Origin of the sequence: Natrialba taiwanensis DSM 12281, assembly GCF_000337595.1 — an archaeon.
Classification (GTDB): domain Archaea; phylum Halobacteriota; class Halobacteria; order Halobacteriales; family Natrialbaceae; genus Natrialba; species Natrialba taiwanensis.
Window position 1 is genome coordinate 1 of record NZ_AOIL01000046.1, and the last position, 16,751, is coordinate 16,751.

14 protein-coding genes and 2 pseudogenes are annotated in these 16,751 nt (G+C 62.5%); 5 read left to right on the forward strand and 11 right to left on the reverse strand.

Translation table 11 applies throughout. The annotated features are described in order from the left end of the window. Positions 1 to 674: 674 nt before the first annotated feature. From C484_RS12060 to C484_RS12070, 3 genes are read right to left on the reverse strand one after another with little or no spacing between them, the layout of a single operon-like run. Positions 675 to 1,394 carry an energy-coupling factor transporter transmembrane component T family protein gene (locus tag C484_RS12060; protein ID WP_006826211.1) on the reverse strand — a complete coding sequence of 240 codons (720 nt, stop codon included), beginning with the start codon at positions 1,392 to 1,394 and terminating at the stop codon, positions 675 to 677. 24 nt (positions 1,395 to 1,418) lie between these two features. Further along, entirely contained in the window at positions 1,419 to 2,111 is a 693-nt protein-coding gene (locus tag C484_RS12065; RefSeq protein WP_006826212.1) for an energy-coupling factor ABC transporter ATP-binding protein, read from the reverse strand. Further along, entirely contained in the window at positions 2,108 to 2,698 is a 591-nt protein-coding gene (locus C484_RS12070) for a biotin transporter BioY (RefSeq protein ID WP_006826213.1), read from the reverse strand. Before C484_RS12070 ends, C484_RS12065 begins: the two co-directional genes overlap by 4 nt. Positions 2,699 to 3,223: 525 nt before the next feature. On the opposite strand from C484_RS12070, the gene C484_RS12075 reads away from it, so the two are divergent. Beyond that, positions 3,224 to 7,627 carry a DUF7282 domain-containing protein gene (locus C484_RS12075; protein WP_083867337.1) on the forward strand — a complete coding sequence of 1,468 codons (4,404 nt, stop codon included), beginning with the start codon at positions 3,224 to 3,226 and terminating at the stop codon, positions 7,625 to 7,627. 53 nt (positions 7,628 to 7,680) lie between these two features. Here the strand turns inward: C484_RS12075 and C484_RS12080 are convergent, their stop codons facing one another. Continuing rightward, positions 7,681 to 7,977 (reverse strand): DUF7545 family protein, encoded by a 297-nt coding sequence (locus C484_RS12080; protein WP_006826215.1) that lies wholly within the window; start codon positions 7,975 to 7,977, stop codon positions 7,681 to 7,683. Positions 7,978 to 8,088: 111 nt separating this feature from the next. Between C484_RS12080 and C484_RS23685 the strand changes: the two genes are divergently transcribed. Beyond that, positions 8,089 to 8,232 (forward strand): DUF7557 family protein, encoded by a 144-nt coding sequence (locus C484_RS23685; protein ID WP_006826216.1) that lies wholly within the window; start codon positions 8,089 to 8,091, stop codon positions 8,230 to 8,232. A 191-nt stretch (positions 8,233 to 8,423) separates the two neighbouring features. On the opposite strand, the gene C484_RS12085 is transcribed toward C484_RS23685, so the two are convergent. From C484_RS12085 to C484_RS12110, 6 genes are all read right to left on the reverse strand, one after another. Further along, complete coding sequence (locus C484_RS12085) at positions 8,424 to 8,918, reverse strand: DUF5799 family protein (protein ID WP_006826217.1); 495 nt, start codon at positions 8,916 to 8,918, stop codon at positions 8,424 to 8,426. A 64-nt stretch (positions 8,919 to 8,982) separates the two neighbouring features. Further along, positions 8,983 to 9,483: a gamma carbonic anhydrase family protein gene (locus C484_RS12090; RefSeq protein WP_006826218.1), complete on the reverse strand. Its 501-nt coding sequence runs from the start codon at positions 9,481 to 9,483 to the stop codon at positions 8,983 to 8,985. 341 nt (positions 9,484 to 9,824) lie between these two features. Next, positions 9,825 to 10,148 carry a DUF3006 family protein gene (locus C484_RS12095; protein WP_006826219.1) on the reverse strand — a complete coding sequence of 108 codons (324 nt, stop codon included), beginning with the start codon at positions 10,146 to 10,148 and terminating at the stop codon, positions 9,825 to 9,827. Next, the gene (locus C484_RS12100; protein WP_049915405.1) at positions 10,145 to 11,284 is read right to left on the reverse strand and encodes a ComEC/Rec2 family competence protein; all 1,140 of its coding nucleotides are present in this window, start codon (positions 11,282 to 11,284) and stop codon (positions 10,145 to 10,147) included. Before C484_RS12100 ends, C484_RS12095 begins: the two co-directional genes overlap by 4 nt. 153 nt (positions 11,285 to 11,437) lie before the next feature. After that, positions 11,438 to 11,833, reverse strand: a complete 396-nt coding sequence (locus C484_RS12105; RefSeq protein ID WP_006665930.1) for an OsmC family protein — start codon at positions 11,831 to 11,833, stop codon at positions 11,438 to 11,440. A gap of 99 nt (positions 11,834 to 11,932) precedes the next feature. Continuing rightward, complete coding sequence (locus tag C484_RS12110) at positions 11,933 to 12,661, reverse strand: metal-dependent hydrolase (RefSeq protein WP_006826221.1); 729 nt, start codon at positions 12,659 to 12,661, stop codon at positions 11,933 to 11,935. A 480-nt stretch (positions 12,662 to 13,141) separates the two neighbouring features. On the opposite strand from C484_RS12110, the gene C484_RS12115 reads away from it, so the two are divergent. From C484_RS12115 to C484_RS12125, 3 genes and pseudogenes are all read left to right on the forward strand, one after another. After that, positions 13,142 to 13,405, forward strand: coding sequence for a hypothetical protein (locus C484_RS12115; protein WP_006826222.1), 264 nt, complete (start codon positions 13,142 to 13,144; stop codon positions 13,403 to 13,405). A 435-nt stretch (positions 13,406 to 13,840) separates the two neighbouring features. After that, positions 13,841 to 15,114: pseudogene (locus C484_RS12120) on the forward strand (IS4 family transposase). Positions 15,115 to 15,718: 604 nt separating this feature from the next. Continuing rightward, positions 15,719 to 16,285 (forward strand): hypothetical protein, encoded by a 567-nt coding sequence (locus tag C484_RS12125; protein WP_160164245.1) that lies wholly within the window; start codon positions 15,719 to 15,721, stop codon positions 16,283 to 16,285. Between the two features lie 90 nt (positions 16,286 to 16,375). Here C484_RS12125 and C484_RS12130 read toward each other — a convergent pair. After that, positions 16,376 to 16,751 (reverse strand): annotated as a pseudogene (locus tag C484_RS12130) (transposase); the annotation flags it as partial.

Genomic DNA, 16,751 nt, shown 5'->3' on the forward strand with positions numbered 1-16,751 from the left:
AGAATCTTCTGCACAAAGACGCCTCTTCCGCTTCACCTCAATCGTTCTGACGACTTACCCCGATGCCGTCCGTGGATTCAATAGAACCGATCTAAAATATAGTTTTATTTCATCGTACACTCTCATGGAGAGGTAAGCCCTCGTTCAGCAGCGCGGAATCGTCCGGCACAATCGCATACTGCGTTCACTCAGACTCCGGGAAGGGGTAGCCGAGAATTTTAGAGGATCTGTAACAAGTTTCTTGTTGACAATCTTTCTCAGTGACTGATCTGTGAGTATAATACACCACTAGCCGTTACTGTCTTTACCGCTTATTTCGATGGCGCATACCAGCTATACAGGTGCTTAGAACCCGGTTCTGAACGTCGAGTTCATAATCGGCGCTGAAGAGTTCAGGAGAGGTGTCGGGTAACGGAGATCCGGTCGTATTCACAAACCAACCGATCGATTCGTTCGGCACTGGCCCGGGAGCGTCAGACGGCCGTCTGCCAAACAGTTATTAGTAATCACCAATAATAATCAAGTGCCCATCCAGGCGAGTTCGTCTGGAGGCATCCCCCCCATCCGCTTGTCAATCCATCCCCCCCATCCAGTGAGCAAGCACGCGGCTGGGTTTGCGGCCTGCGAGCGCGGCGGACTTCGCCGTGCACTCGCCGCTCCCCCTTCTGGACGTCTTACAACGGAATCGTTGTCAGTAGCGTCGAGCACAACAGTGTCGTCGCGAGTAGTAATGCGGGTATATCGAGTCGAGAGAACGTGAGTGGGGGCAGCGTCGGGTTCCAGGCGAAACAGCGCGCTCGGAGAGCGAGCGAGAGGCGGTCGGCTCGATCGAACGCGCGCGAGAGTCCGAGCAGTGCGATCGTCCCGGCTCGTTCGTGGACGTGTCGCTGGGTGCCGAGTCGGGCGGCCATAGCGTCTCGAATCGTTTGGATGTCTGCCCGAAGAACGGGGAGGAATCGAAAGAGAAGCGCGACGCCGATACCGAGAAGGTGGCCCGGACGGCCGGGAATCGTTCGCTGGATGGCAGCTCGGGAGTCGCGGATGCGCGTCGAGCGGACGGCAGCCGTGCTGACGAGGAGCACGAGCAACACTCGATAGCTCGCGAGAGCGGTGGTGAGTCCGGCGTCGGTATCGATCCATGGCGGACCGAGCGTAACGGCAGCGAGCAGCGGTGCCAGCGAGAGGATGACGAGCGCGTAGCGAGCGGCGATAACTGCCCGAATCGGTGAGACGCCGGCAGCGGCCAGCATTCCGATCGCGAGCCCCGAGAGTACGAGGATTGCACGCGGACCGGTGTGTGTCAGTGCAGCCGTAGCGAATCCGAGCTGGACGGCGAGCTTCGAACGCGGATCGAGTCGGTGGGCGAGCGTATCGTCGGGAACGTAGGTGAGCATACTCTGGGGGACTGACGTGGCGGGTCACCGGGTCGCGAGTTCAGCACAGTCGTCGAGTGCCTGTTCGGGTGTATCGTCGATGATGATCTGGCCGTCCTGCATACCGATCACGCGGTCTGCGAGGTCACGAATCTCGCGCAGGTCGTGGGTCGCCAGCAGAACGCCCGTCCCGCGGTCGGAGAGCGATTCGAGTCGCGAGCGGACGGAGCGGCGGGCGGGCGTATCGAGACCGGTGAAGGGTTCGTCGAGGACGAGATATAATGGTTTCATCGCGAGCGCGCCCGCGATGGCGACGCGGGCCTGCTCGCCGCCCGAGAGAGTTTCGATGCGGTCGTCCTCGCGGTCGGCCATGTTCACCGCCTCGAGGGCGGCCGTGACGCGGCTGTCGATTGCCGAGCGCTCAAGTCCGAGGTTCTCCGGGCCGAACGCCACGTCCGTGCCGACTGTCGCGGCGACGAACTGGTCGCGCGGATGTTGAAAGACCATGCCGACGGTCGAGCGGGCGGCGATCAGGTCCGCTTCGACCGGCGTCCCGTCGACCAGCACGGTGCCGCTGTCGGGCGTGAGCAGCCCGTTGCAGTGGCGCAGCAGGGTCGTCTTGCCGCTGCCGTTCGGGCCGACGAGAACGACGAACTCTCCGTTTTCGATCGTCAGCGAGAGGTCCTCGAGAACCGGCACGTCGTCAAAGCCGTACGTGACGGATCTGAACTCGATCATCGAACTCGGGTCGGCGAGAGGCGGCCGCTTCTGACGATGACGACCGCGGCGGCAATCTTTACGATTTCACCGGGGATGAACAGCAGTGCACCGGTGGTAACCGCCTCCCAGGCGTTCAGTTCCAGTATCAGGCTCATGTACGCCGACCCCATCCCGTAGATGAGGATCGTTGCGGCGACGAGTGCGGTGACGACGACGGGTAGCGAGACGTTCGCCGGGTCTCGAAGGTCGGTTCCGCGATGAACGACGAGCCCGATAAGCGCCGCCGCGAACGGGTACGACCAGAGATAGCCACCGGTATCGGCAAACAGGACGCCAATGCCTGCATTGAATCCGGCGAAAATCGGGACACCGGCTGCGCCGGCAGTGAGATAGAGAACCATCGAGAAGGCACCCCAGATCGGGCCGAGGACGAGTCCGGCGAGGAAGACGATCAGAACTTGCAGTGTGATCGGAACTGGCGACAGCGGGAACGGTATTGCAATCGGTGCAACCGCACCAAGTAGCGTCGCGAGCAACACCGCGCGGGCGAATCGATGCACGACGGCGTCGCCGACGAGTTCAACCCCGCGCTGATCTGTTTCCATGCCCCCGCCTCGTTCGTAAACCGTGATCAAAACTTCGGTTTTCGAGGTGGGTACCGACCGCGGTGATCGCTGGGAGAAAGCCGGGGTACACTCACGCGCAGTCTCGTACTCGCCTGCCCGAGAGAGGGAGACCGAAAGCAGTCGCTTCCTGTCGCAGTCCGTGACCGTCCCCGTCGCTGCATAGCGGTGTCAGTCGCCGCTGAACTCGCGTTGTCCACCGGTAAGTCGCACCTCACTCACCAATGCCATATCGTAACAAGCGATTGTGTCAGCGCGGCTGCTGAAACGACCGGCGGGCTTATGCGCGGATTCGGTCGGGTGATGGGAAACAATGTGGGGTGGTACTGCACACCATTTGGATCGGGAGAATCGCACAGCGGGACGGCGATACCGGTGCTCTACTCGAGGCGCGAGACGGGGCGTATCCTGTCGGTGTTCGCGTTCGAGGGACAGGTACTCGCGGCGACCACAGCAGGATGGCTGGTGCGACGGTGATGGCGGCCGGCGTCACGGTGGTCGGCGATGATGCGGGCGCGCACACGAACAGTCACAGTCATCGTGGTTGCGAGTCTGCTGATCACGAGCATGGCCGCAGTCGCGCTACTCGGAACTGACCGTCCCGACGCCGGAAGTGACGAGCCGAACGCCGAGTTCGGCGACGCGCCCGCGTCTTCGCCCTCCGCTTCGGCGCCCGGCGTTGCTAGCGACGGAGGCGGAGCGGAATCGTCGCCGACACCGCTCGCGGCGGTCGATTCGCCAGCGGCGGATCGTGACGGCGTCACCGCCGGTGGAACGCACCCCCAACCGGACCAGGCTATCCTCACACAGGAACTCGAAACCGCCGTCGAGGAGGGTGTCGATCGCGGGGTTGAACTCGTTCAAGCTCAGGGTATCGAGGTGACACAGGACCAGCGCGCGGCTGCGATGGACGCTGCCAACGCAACCGCCACGCAGCACCAGGAAGCCGACGCGCAGCAGGTACAGGCGGCGACGACGGGTGCGGTACACGGGACGCTGATTCAGGAACAGCGAGTGAACGCGACGCAGATTCAGGCCGCCATCGCCGGGGCGACGGACGGAGCGCTCGCACAGCACCAGACGGCGACTGCGAGTCAGTTGCAGAGTGCGGCCTGGGGTGCGACACACGGAGCGGTCGCCCAGGGACAGCGCGTGACGGTCGAACAGCTCCAGGTTGCAACCTACGGAGCCGCGGCGGGTGCCGCGAGTTCAGCCGGCGAGCACGAGGTGGACGACCAGCCGATGGTTCAGGAGGCGGCACAGGGGGCTGCCTATGGTGCGCTGGCACAGTACCAGCAACTCACCGCCGAGCAGCGCCAGGCGATACCGGTCGAGCACGTGCAGCACGCGGCGGCGGGCGCTGCGTCGGGGACGCTCGAGGGGAGCACGGAAACGGCGCTCGAACAGGACCAGCGGGTCGAGGCCGACCAGCGCCAGCAGGCGACGACCACGGAGATCCAGATGGCGGCGAAGGGGGCGGCCGCGGGCGCGCTCGTCCAGAGACAGACGGTAACGGTCGAGCAGACCCAATCCGCGGCGCAGGGCGCAAGTGCAGGTGTGATCAAGCAGGTGCAGTCGGTCCGCGTCGAACAGGTCCAGCGGCTGTCGACGGCGAAGATCGAAGAGGCCGCACACGGCGCGGCGACGGGGGCGATCACCCAGTCGCAGGCGGCCACCGTCGAGCAGATTCAGGCGGCGGCTGACGGCGGTGCGCAGGGCGTGCTCGTCCAGCACCAGGAGGTGTCGATCACGCAGATCCAGGCCGCCGCGACGGGTGCGTCGAAGGGAGCGGTCGAGTCGGCGGTCCAGTACCAGGTCGTCGAGATCGAGCAAATTCAAGCCGTCGCCCGCGGTGCCGGCGAGGGGGCCATGGTTCAGACGCAGGTCGTCACCGCTACGCAGGTCCAGCGCCTCGCCGCGGGGAGTGCACAGGGCGCACTGACCCAGTACCAGGAGGCGACCGTCACCCAGCTACAGGTGGCGGCAACGAGCGCGAGTCAGGAGACGGCGCGGGCGATCCAGTCCCAGCGGATCTCCCTCACGCAACTTCAGACGCTGACCGCCGAAACCGCAGCCGAGACGACGAGCTACGCCGTCCAGCAAGGGATCGACGGCGAGACTCGGCTCGTCCAGTACGTCGAGATCGAGGTCACCCAGCGTATCGAGGAGATCGACGAACTCGAGGGCAACGCCTCAATCTCGTTCTCGAACCAGAACACGACGGGCGAGACCGTCGAAATCGACGCGGTGTCCCTCTCGGAGGGCGGTTTCGTCGCGGTATACGACGATACGACCGCAGCCCTCGATCCCGACGACGTGATCGGCGTCTCATCATATCTCGAGCCCGGTGACCACGAAAACGTAGAAATCCAACTAGAGGAGTCGCTCGATGCCGATCGGGCGCTCACCGCGGCCGTCCACCACGATACGACCGACGACGAAACGTTCCGCTACGTCGAGCGAGACGGCGGCGACGACGAGCCGTACGTCATCGAGGGCGGCGCGCCGGTGCTCGATACGGCGTTCGTCACCGTCGACGAGGCCGAGACCCCCGACGAGCGCGAGGCCTCCCTCTCTGTGAGCGACCAAACCGGCGACGGCGAGACGCTACTCGTCGACAACGCGAACGCCTCCGTCGACTACCTCGTGAGTGCCACCTACAACGGCGAGCGCGTCGACAGTGACATCATCGATGCGGGCGACGCCGTCTCGGCGTTCGAACTCGAACTCGAGCCGCCGGTCGCGGCGGACGGCCCCATCGCAGTCTCGGTTCGAGCGGCGGACGATGACGAGGCACTCGCGAACGAGACGATCGAGTTCACGATCGACGAGCCGATCGATCCCGACGCCGTCCTGTCCGTCGGCGACCAGACCGGGGACGGCGAGTCGCTGACGATCGAGGCAGCCAACGCGTCGGTCGACTACGCGCTGACGGTCGCCGACGAGAACGGGACGCAACTCGCTGAGACGGAACCGTTCGACGCCGGCGAGGCGATCGAGAACGAAACGATCGACCTCGAGACGCCGCTCGAATCGAGTTCGCTGCTCGAGGTGTCACTCGTCGCCGTCGAGGAGAATCGGACGCTGGAAACGGAACTGCTCGAGTACACGGTCGACGAGTCGTTCCAGGTCGAGTTCGCAAACTGCACGCGGGCCGAGGTGACGGGGACGTTCGAGGAAGGCGAGCGAATCGCCGCGAGCACGGGCTTTTACGCTGCCGGCGGGTTCGGAAACACGATCATCGAGGATTTCGTCAGGATCGGCGAGGATACCGAGGCACCGTTCACGGGAACGATCGTCTTCGAGGTCGGCGCGGAAGACGAGTTCGACGGCGAGACCGTCACCGTCGGCGTGCCCGAGTACGGCACCTTCGGCACCTACATTTCCGGTATCAGCTCGCCAGAGGCGATTCCGTTCGCCGGCATCGACCATCCGAATCCGCAGGCGCAGGCGTGCAACGAGGAGGTTCGGCCGGCGGAGCCTGCAATCGCCGTCGAGGAGACGACCGTTAGCGACGACGATCCGGATGCGCCCGTCATCGACGTGACGTTCAGTTCCGAGAATCCGAACGACGTCGCGCTGCCAGGAATCAGCGAGTTCGTCGGCGGGACGACCGACGAGGAACCGGTCGACGCGCTCGAGCCCGGCGAGGACGAGTTCACCGTCGAGTGGACGCCCGCGGCCGAGGACGAACGGCTGGTCTGGCAGTTCGACCTCGCTCACTTCGGGTACGAGGAGCCGCTAATCGCCGAGACGCCGACGGCGGGGGAGATTCTCGGGGAGACGGCCGAGCCCGCTGCGTTCGCGGTCGAGATCAGCGAGACGAACTCGCCGGTCGAACAGGGCGATCCGCTCGAGGTCGAGGCGCTCGTCGAGAACGTCGGCGGCGAAGCCGGCGAGCAGGACGTGGAACTCGCTCTCGACGACACTGTCGTCAATGCAACCGCTCTCGAACTCGATGCCAATAGTTCTGAAACGGTCTCGCTGAGTGCGGAGACATCCGAGATCGAGCCCGGCGAGTACGCGGCGACGGTCGCAACCGAGAACGAGACCGCAGAGACGACCGTGACGATCGAAGAGCCGCCCGACCCCGCCGCGTTCGCCGTCGAAATCGACGGGACGAACTCGCCGGTCGAGCAAGGCGACCCGCTCGAGATCGAAGCGCTCGTCGAGAACGTCGGTGGCGAAGCCGGCGAGCAGGACGTGGAACTCGCTCTCGACGGGACGGTCGTCGATTCGACGAGCGTCGCGCTCGACCCTACCGCCACTGAAGCGGTCTCGCTGAGTGCGGCGACAAGTGAACTCGAGCCCGGCGAGTACGCGGCGACGGTCGCGACCGAGAACGAAACCGCTGAAACGACCGTGACCGTCGCGGAGCCGGCCGATCCCGCCGAGTTCAGTATCGTCGATCTCTCGGCACCCTCATCCTTCGTCGCCGGGCAGGACGTGACCGTCGCCGCGACGATCACGAATACGGGTGAGCAACCGGGTAGCCAGCCGGTTACCTACAGCGTCGACGGGACGACGATCGCCGAGGACGAAACTGAACTCGAGCCGGGTGAAACGACGGTACTGACGTTTTCGTCGACGATTCCGGAGGGTGAGTCGACGCACACCGTCGCAACGGCGGACGAACAGGCATCGGTAACGATCGAAGGCATTGCGGTTCCGGCCGACGAGTCGCCGGCTGACGAGCCGACCGAAGGGACCCCGACGGAGAACGGCGACGGCGAATCGCCCGCCGGAACGTCGACGGACGAGTCGGCTGCTGAAGCTTCACCGGAGGACGACACGACGGAAGAGAACGCGATAGCCGACACGGCCACTCCCGACACTCCCGATTCCGAATCGATCGAGCCCGGTGCTCAGCAGGAGACGAACGGTGCTGCTCCGAACGAGACGGAGACCTAGCTACCGGTAATGTTGACTCACGACGGTTCGAAACGCGACGAAATCGAGCCGAGTTAGTGCTGGTGGCCGGTCGCCTCCCCGAAGGTCACGCCGAAGCGCTCCTCGAAGAGTTCCATGATGCGCTCTTCCTGGGCGTCGAGTTCGGGATCGGTTTCCTCGCCGTGGTGGACGATGTGGTGGGCGCGGCTGGCGAACGAGAGCAGCGTTACGTCGCCGACCGTTTCGGCTGCGGTCTGGTCGCCCTCCGCGACGAGATCGAGGAGTCCGGCGGGGACTGTGACCTCGTCCGCGGTGTCGTCGTCGGCGCTGATCGAGATGGTCGTCGTCTCGACATCGGTTGTATCTGCCATACTCCTACGTCGAGGAGCGACCGTAAAGGTGCTGTGGGATTCTGGTGCGTTTGCCGAACGTTCATCCGGCAGCCCGCGATGTTTTTGCCTGCTGATGCCGTGCGTGGGCATATGCCACAGGTTGAACTCGACGAGGAAACGATCGAACGGTTGGACGAACTGCGCATCGAGGACGAGTCGAACGACGAGTTGATCATGGAACTCATCAACATCTACGAGACGAGCGAGTATACGCTGTTCCACGCGGGCGACTGAGACGGTCCGCTGTATCGATTTCCCGACGCAACCGCCGGACGGTTCGCGGTCGCGCCGGAAACGACTGACAACAGTCCGTATGTCCGGACGAGCGTTCGGGCACGACGGTATCGACGTGCGATGCACGTCCGGACGGATAATGGAACGACGACGGGATCAGAAAAACGGCTGAGCGAGCAGTGAACGGACCGTTAGCTATTCGCTTCGGTATCGTCCTCGCTCGTCACGACAGCGGCCTCACGAACGGATTCCCAGCGTCCCTTCGATTCGAGGTGGGACTGCAACTCGTCGGCGTAGGCCTGGGTCAGCCGTTCGGCCGCCTCGCGTTTCTCGGCGTGATCGTTCGCGCCGCCGCCCATCCCGAGTGCGCCCTTGATCGAGTCGACGAGTCCCCCGGAACCCGAACTGCCGCTACCGCCGGCACCGGAGCCACCCGCCCCAGCCATCGCCCCCATCCCCGACTGGACGTTTTCGAGTTCAGGAATGATCTGTTCGAGCTTGTCCGTATCTGCGACGATCTGCGCCCGGTCGGGGTCGTCGGGGTGTTCGATCTCGAACTCCGTCGCGGTCATGATCAGACTCCACTGCTGGTTCGAGAATCGTGAACTCGCGATCTGCGAGGAGAACTCCTGATCGACGGTCATCCGCTCGCCGACGATGCGGTCGGTCCAGGATGTATTGCTCATGCGCGAGGATTCGGACGGTAGTTGTATCAGCGTTTCCCTCCGATTTCTCCGATTTCGAGGGCGTTCAGTCGATTCGCTCGGCGGTGTCGGCGTACTGTCTCGCGAGCGTCGCGTAGTGGTCCGCCGTGGCCGCGAGTTCAGGATCGTCGACATCGCCCTTCGGTTCGGCGGGCGTCCCAGCGACGAGCGTGGCCGGCGGGATCTCGGTTCCTTCGGTGACGACGCTGCCGGCGGCAACGACGGCTCCCTCGCCGACGTGTGCGTCGTCGAGAACGACCGCGTTCATGCCGATCAGTGCGCCCTCGGCGACGGTGGCGTCGTGGACGATCGCGCTGTGGCCGACCGTGGCGGCGGATTTGAGTTCGGCCGCCTCGTGGAGGACGGCGTTGTCCTGCACGTTCGCGCGTTCGCCGACGACGATCGTGCCGTGATCGCCGCGAAGCGTGGTGTTCGGCCAGATGCTCGCGTCGGCTTCGATGACGACGTCGCCGATGACGACCGCGGTCTCATCGACGTAGGCCGAGTCAGCAACGCGCGGGGCCGCCCCGTTGAACGAGCGTAACATGTGCGGGGGTGTCTCGCGAACGGTCTTGAATGTGTGTCTTGGTGACGGTATCCGCTCCAATGTAGTTTGGCATCACGGCTAAGATGACGGCACGAGATGTATGAAATACAGCGGGCGAACTGGCCCTCACTGCCAGCGCTCCGCTGCTGTGAAATCCCTGCCCTCCCGTTACGGGCCAAGTGGATTCACGACTCCCGCATACCCGGCACCCACCCCCCGCCACCCACCACACCCACTCTACCCCTACCCGGATTTTCGGCGGCTGTAACCGATTCCCACAGCCTCGTAGCGCGCCGGTTCTGACACTCTCATCGATTCAGCATCCGCCTCTCTGCACGGAGTTACTCCTCCGAAAGGCGCTCCGACAGCCGATCGAACCGATCCTGTGTCCGCTCGCGTCGAACGTCCTCCTCGTCCTCGCGGTACTCGAGATCGACTACCGAGTTCACCTCATTGGTCGTCTCCTCGTTGGCCGTCTCGTCGTCGGTCGTCTCGTCGACGGTCACCTCGAAAACCGCACCGTCGTGCTGTCCGGCCGCCGGTACCCGGTCGACGGGAAGCGTGACTTCGGCGACGGGGTCGCCGTCGTCTTCGAGCAGCAGGACGGCCGTTTCGCCGTCGACGATACGATCGAGAACGGCGGTGTAGGTCGCTCGAGAGTTCATAGCTGGTGTGACGTAGGAACCGAGAGCCTATCAATCGGCGGTGTCGGCTGGAGCCCGACCGCACCGGGTCCCGCCGCGGCGGACTGAACTCGCGTCGAGGCCGCATCGGATCGCCGTTCGACGGTCGCCTGCTCGTTCGCCTCATGTTTCCGGTCGAGCAATACCGACGGATCGGTCGAGGCCTCGGTCTCCGGCGTCACCGACCGCTGCTCGCCGTCGGTCCGGAGCACGACGTCCCCGTGGACGCCCGTCCAGTAAGTCTCGATATCGCGCTCGGCGAAGACCTCGAGCACCTCGTCGTGTGGATGCCCGTACTGCGAGTCGAGCGCGCTCGAGATGATTGCCGTTTCAGGGTTGACGGCATCGAGGAACGGATCGGTCGACGACGTCGACGACCCGTGGTGGCCCGCCTGGTAGACGTCGACATCGAGGGCGTCACCGTGTGCGTCGACCAACCGCGCTTCCGTCTCCTCCCCGATATCGCCGGTCGTCAGATAGCTGAACTCGCCGAACTCGACGGTGAGGACGACCGCATTTCGGTCAAGATCGTCACCGGAGTGGTCCGCAGGCGGGTTCAACACGGTTATCTCGGTCGCCTCGCTTTCGAGCGGGAGCGTATCCCCCTCGACGACTTCGAACAGGTCGACATCGTGTTTCTCGATCGCGTCGAGATAGTTGTCGTACGTCGCGCTCGTATGCGCGACCCCGGAGTCGTAGGCCGCGCCGACGCCGTCGCCGTTTTCCTCGAAGTACTCGATGACGCCCGCATGACCGCCGATGTGGTCGGCGTGAGCGTGCGTCGCGACGAGGTGGTCGATACGGTCGATTCCGCGCTCATCGAGGTAATCGATAACGTCCTGACCGTCCGCCGGCCAGTCGCCTGTATCGATCAGCACGGTCTCGTTTTCGGGAGTGACGAGCAGCGTCGAATCCCCCTGCCCGACATCGATGTGATGAATCTCGAGTTCACCGTCGACGGCCGTCGGGGCCTCGGGATCGTGCTCGCCATCGTCTTGCTCCTGGTCAGTGTCGCCGAGACTGAACCCACCGCCACAGCCTGCGAGCGTGACCAGTCCAGCAATGGTAATTACCACCAATACTCGTTTTGCGGGCCGCCCAGTGCGAAGTGATGACATTGTTGTTTGGCGTCAGTGCGCTGTGATCGAAGCGGGAGTACGGACCGGGGTGCAACGAGCAGCGAGCAGCGGAAGGACGATGGGCGATCAGTGACCACCGCTTGGAACCGCCACCGACAGGTCAGACCCGGCTCACAACCACAGTCGTCCCGCTCAGAACGCGTCGCCCTCGAGACTCGCGTCCGCGTGCAGGCTCTCTTTCAGGGCGTCGTGGACCTTGCAGAGTTCGAACGCGCGCTCGATGATCTCCTCGCCCGTCTCGTCGTCGACCTCGGCCTCGACGCGAATATCGAACGTAATCGACTCGAGTTTGTCGTCGTCGTTGAGTTCGCCCTCCGAATCGATCTCGATCCGTCCGAGGTCCTCGACCCCGCGCTGTTGGCCGCCGACTCGCAGTGCGGGGACGTAACAGGACCCGTAGGCCGCGAGCAGCGATTCGAGCGTATCGGGTGCCTCCTCGCCGTTCGAATCGATCGTCGTCTCGAACTCGCGGACCTCGTTCGTCGCGCTGTAGCCCTCTTCGGAGATCGTCGTCGCCTGTTTCGACATAGCACTCGTGCCATCCACAGCCGGCGCTGTAAACGTTGTTCTCGTACGCAGTAGCGTTCGTCTCCGTGACAAAAGGAACGCGAAAAAAGAAGAAAGCGGTTATCCCTCGAGTTCGAACGGCTCGCCGGCCACGAGCGCGTGAACGTCCGCGTCGCTGCCCGTCGCCCGGACTTCGCGCTCGAAGTCGTCCGTGTCCTGTTCGATCGGCGGGAAGGTATCGTAGTGCTGCGGGAAGGCGTGGTCGACGTCGAGCCAGTCGACGGCGACGGCGGCCTGCCACGGCCCCATCGTGAAGTGATCGCCGATCGGTACGGCCGCGGCGTCCGGTTCGAGATAGGGGCCGATGACCTCGCGCATCTCGGTCATGAGCGAGGTGTCGCCCGCGTTGTAGAACGTCGTCGATTCTTCATCTGAGACCTGCGTCGGCTTCGTATCCGAAATCACGAACCCGGCCGGCATCCCGCCGCTCGCATCGTTCTCGGTCATGATCCCGTTCGTGTGATCGGCACGGACCATCGTCACGAACGCGTCGCCGCACTCGACGGTGCCCCCGAGGTTCATCCCCATCCCGCCGACCGCGTCCTCGAAGCCGAACTCGTCCTCGCAGTAAGAGACGAGTTCAGGTGTCGCGACGAGCGTCGCCTCGCTGAACTCGCCGGCGTGGGCGATGTGGTCGGCGTGGCCGTGGGTGAGTAGCACGTAGTCGGGTGTGTCGACGGCCGACGGCTCAAGATCGGTCTTCGGGTTGTCGAAGAACGGATCGATCAGCAGGTCGGTCTCACCGACGGTGACGTGCCAGGTCGAGTGACCGTGCCAGATGAGTTCCATAGCGTTCGGTTGGTTCGTCGTGAGCGACTTAAAACTGGGTGGGGCGAGGTCCGCTAGCGGCGACCGGCTGCCGGGAGCCGTAGGGCAAGCCGACGGGAGGACAGCTAGCTGCACTGTCTTTCGGCCCGGTGTCGGGCCGCGGTTCAATGCCGTGAACGATCACCAGTATTTATTCGTCACCGATCGAAATTATAACCGGCCGCACGCACGCTGACACACCCTGCATGCGGTTCGGCCCTCGGAGTGCTCCGCACGGTGCGGACCACGACTCGAAGTGGGCCGATGCGATCCGGCATCCGGAACCGATCCGGCGGGAACTGTCCGTGGTAGCCCCGTTTTGGGGCGGCCTCGGTTCCGGTTTGTGTCCCACGATTGCACGGGGCTGACCGCGTTTTATCCCGCGAGATGAACAGACTGGGACGAGTTCACTGGGCGACCGCAATGCCGTGGCGTTTTTTATCCGGCCCCCGTACGGAGGGTATGCTCTCACTGACGCTCGAGGACTTCATGGTAGAGCTCAACGACGGCGCGATCAAGAACGTCGGCCCCAACAACAAGGAGGCCACGATCAAACTGTTCGACGTCGAATCCGCCGAGGCCCGCGAGTTCGGCGACAAGCGCATCAAACTCGTCTTCGACGACGCCGACGGCAACGAGATTCAGGTCTCGCTGTTCCCCGAAGACATCGAGGAACTCCTCGGCGATCTCGACGAACTCGAGGAGAACTCGGCGGTCTTTGAGTAGTGCGCTCGGTGTGCGGAATCGACGACAAAAATTGATTTTCGGCGGAATCGCCCGGACGTAGTATCCGAGTTCGGTGCGCTACTTCGGGGTGACTCTTGTCTCATCCGAACAGTGCTCGTGCTCGTACTCGTAGTCGTACTAATGACGAACTACTGATCTTGAGCGGTTTCGCACCCGTAGATCGGAGTTACCCGTCGCCCAATTGTGGGTCATAGTAGATGCTCAGACTTGCGGACGTTCCCTGGGAGCACTCCTCTGAATTAGCATGGCGGCCTTCCCGGGGAGCCCACGGGAATTGCGCGGGTTCCTTGTCATCGATGCATCCGTCTTTAGCTAAGCGGAGAACCACGTGACAGCGGCGGCTTATCGAGGCATCTTTTCGAGAGGAATGAGGAGGAAACGACTGTGTCCAACAGCGCCTCCTCATCTCGGATTATGCGTCGGCTCACTACACTGTTTCCCTCTGAGTTCCTCAAAGAGCACGCCGAGGAACTCGGCGTGGTCGAACGTGACCGTAAGCTCCAGATTCCTGCCTTCGTCTGGGCATTCGTGTTCGGCTTCGCCGCAGGCGAAAGCCGAACACTCGCTGGCTTCAGACGCAGCTACAACTCGACAGCCGACGAGACGATCTCTCCCGGCGGCTTCTATCACCGGTTGACGCCGTCTCTTGCAGAGTACTTCTGCGACCTCGTCGAGCACAGCCTCGACGAGGTCGCTGTCCCGGACACTGTTGACGCCGATATTGACCGATTCAGGACGTGATGATCGCTGATGGAACCGTCCTGCGGTTGCACGAATTTCTCTCCGAGGACTACGAAGCCCGGAAAGAGGAGCAGGCTGGAGCGAAGCTCCACCTGCTCCACAATGCCACCGAGCAGACGATAGAACGGCTCGACGTGACTGACGAGAAAACGCATGACAGCACGTTGTTCAACACAGGATCGTGGCTCGAAGATCGGCTCGTTCTGTTCGACCGTGCCTACTTCAAGTACCGCCGCTTTGCGTTGATCGATAAGAACAACGGCTACTTCGTGAGTCGGCTGAAAGAGAGCGCAAACCCGGTCGTAACGCAGGAATTACGGGAATGGCGCGGCCGCGCCATTCCCTTGGAAGGTGAGCAGATCTACGACATGGTTGATGACCTGGACCGTGAGTTCATCCACGTAGAAGTCGAAGTAGCGTTTGACCGAAGACCGTACACAGGCACGCAGTCATGCGATACGAAGCGGTTCCGCGTCGTCGGCGTCCGCAAAGAGGACGCCGACAACTACCACCTGTATATCACGAACCTCCCGAGAGAGGAGTTCCTGCCGTCGGATCTAGCCACGATTTATCGTTGTCGGTGGGAAGTGGAGTTGCTGTTCCGTGAGTTAAAGACGCAGTACAAACTGGACGAATTCGACACGAGCAACCCGGATGTCGTCGAAATTCTGTTGTACGCGGCGTTGCTGTCACTGCTGGTGAGTCGTGATCTGCTCGATCTGGTCACCGAACAGGCGGACGATGAGATCGTGTTTCCGCCGGAATGCTGGGCGGCGACCTTCCGGTCGCACGCCCAGCTCATCCTCCACGAACTTGGCGAATATCTCGGCTACTCACCGCCACCACTGCTCGAACGATTGATCGAAGATGCACAGAAGATCCACCAGCAACGGCCAGTGTTACAAGAGACGCTCGCTACCGCTACGCAACCGAGGTGTGAGTCTTAGCTAAAGACGAATAATAACTTCCATAATCACTATGAAACCAACAATGGCTACATATGAGCATGCCTTCTAATTGCCCCGGCTCGGCTTACGACCGTTCCGTATGCGGAATATATTAGTGTTGGTAGGGAAGAATACTACCGGATGAGTCGCACTCTTCGTCAGAGTCTCCACAACGGTTCGTGGTACACGAATCCGATCTCGGTGCTCGGCCGGTTTGAGTGGCCGCGGAACCAACTATGAGAGTCACCTCTGTCAGCACTGTCGCGAGACCCGTCGTCGGTATCGTATCGAAGCTGGAATGCTGTTCGGACGACCCGAAGTGAACGTTTCGGACCGGCTACCGGAGTAGTGTAAACTAATGAATCCCGTCTCACACCGATCTCTCGCTGTCGGCGTCTTCGGTGGTATCGTGAACAGCGCTCTCGTATACGCCCTTTTGACATACTTCGATAATCCACTATTTAGCTCGGAAAGCCTCTTGTCGTCCGTCGTTGTCGGAGCATTTCTCCTGGGATTTCTTGCGTTAGCCCTCACAGCACACACCGGATTGATTGCGTCAGCAGGCGGATTCGCCGCGTCGCTGGGCGGGATCGTGTACTTGGAGGTGACATCCCCCGCACCCGAAAAAGTGGGCGAACTCGGCGGTCACGCTATCGTTGATGGACCGTTCTACATCTGGTACTACGCCGATACGTGGTATGTGTGGGTGTCGCTATTGGTCGTCGCCAGCGTTGCTGAGTACGCGATCCGGTTCGGATACGACATCGGTACTCACCGACTCCGGAACCTCCCGGCGTTTCCGCCAACACGGTCGGATATCGCAGTTCTCACCGCCGGAGCCGGTGCTCTCGTCGGAGTGAGCACGGTCCTGTTGCTCAGCGAGTCGTTCACGACAAGTATTCCGATTCTGTCGTTCGTCTTCCTCCTCACCGCAGCGGGGACCGCGGCCCCGCTTCTGGCGCTCGTCTCGAGGGGCGTGGTCACACCGGTGGGGCTGTACGTCCTCTACGCGCCCACGACCCTGATAACTGCAGCTATTATGTCGACCGATGGCCCCGTTTGGGTCACCCTGTTCGGATTCGGACTCGTACTCGCGCCGCTCCTCTGGAAACTCGAGGAGGTCCTTCGGAGCAGGTACCTGGGCTGGAACGGCGGTCGGTTCACCGGTTGATCGAACCCGGCCTAACCGACGTCGATTGAGACCTCTAGTCGACTTCGGTCCATAAAAATAGCATGGGTAGAGCGTGTCATAGAATCCAACTCATAGCTTGAGCATCTCACGTCCCGGATCGTGTCCTCGCTCGTAGTTGGTGATTGCAATGACGATCNATCGTTGGTTCGTTCGACTCCTGTCCGGTTGTTGTACGTCTCGTCCAGAATGGATTGTTTCAGCTGAACGTCCTCGCTGTGTTCCTCGATTCGGTCTTCGACCCTGTACTCAATGTTTTTCGGGTCGTCAGTGTTTCGCGGATTGTATGGAGCGATTGGCACGATCCCTGCGGCCAGCAGGTGGTCGTGCCAATCGAGGATGTCGTAGGCGCTGTCTCCAAGCATCCAGATCGGTGTATCGACGGCGAGCGCGTCACGGGTGACGCGCATCGCCGTCTCTTGGTCTGCTTGTTTGGCCTGGGTGAACT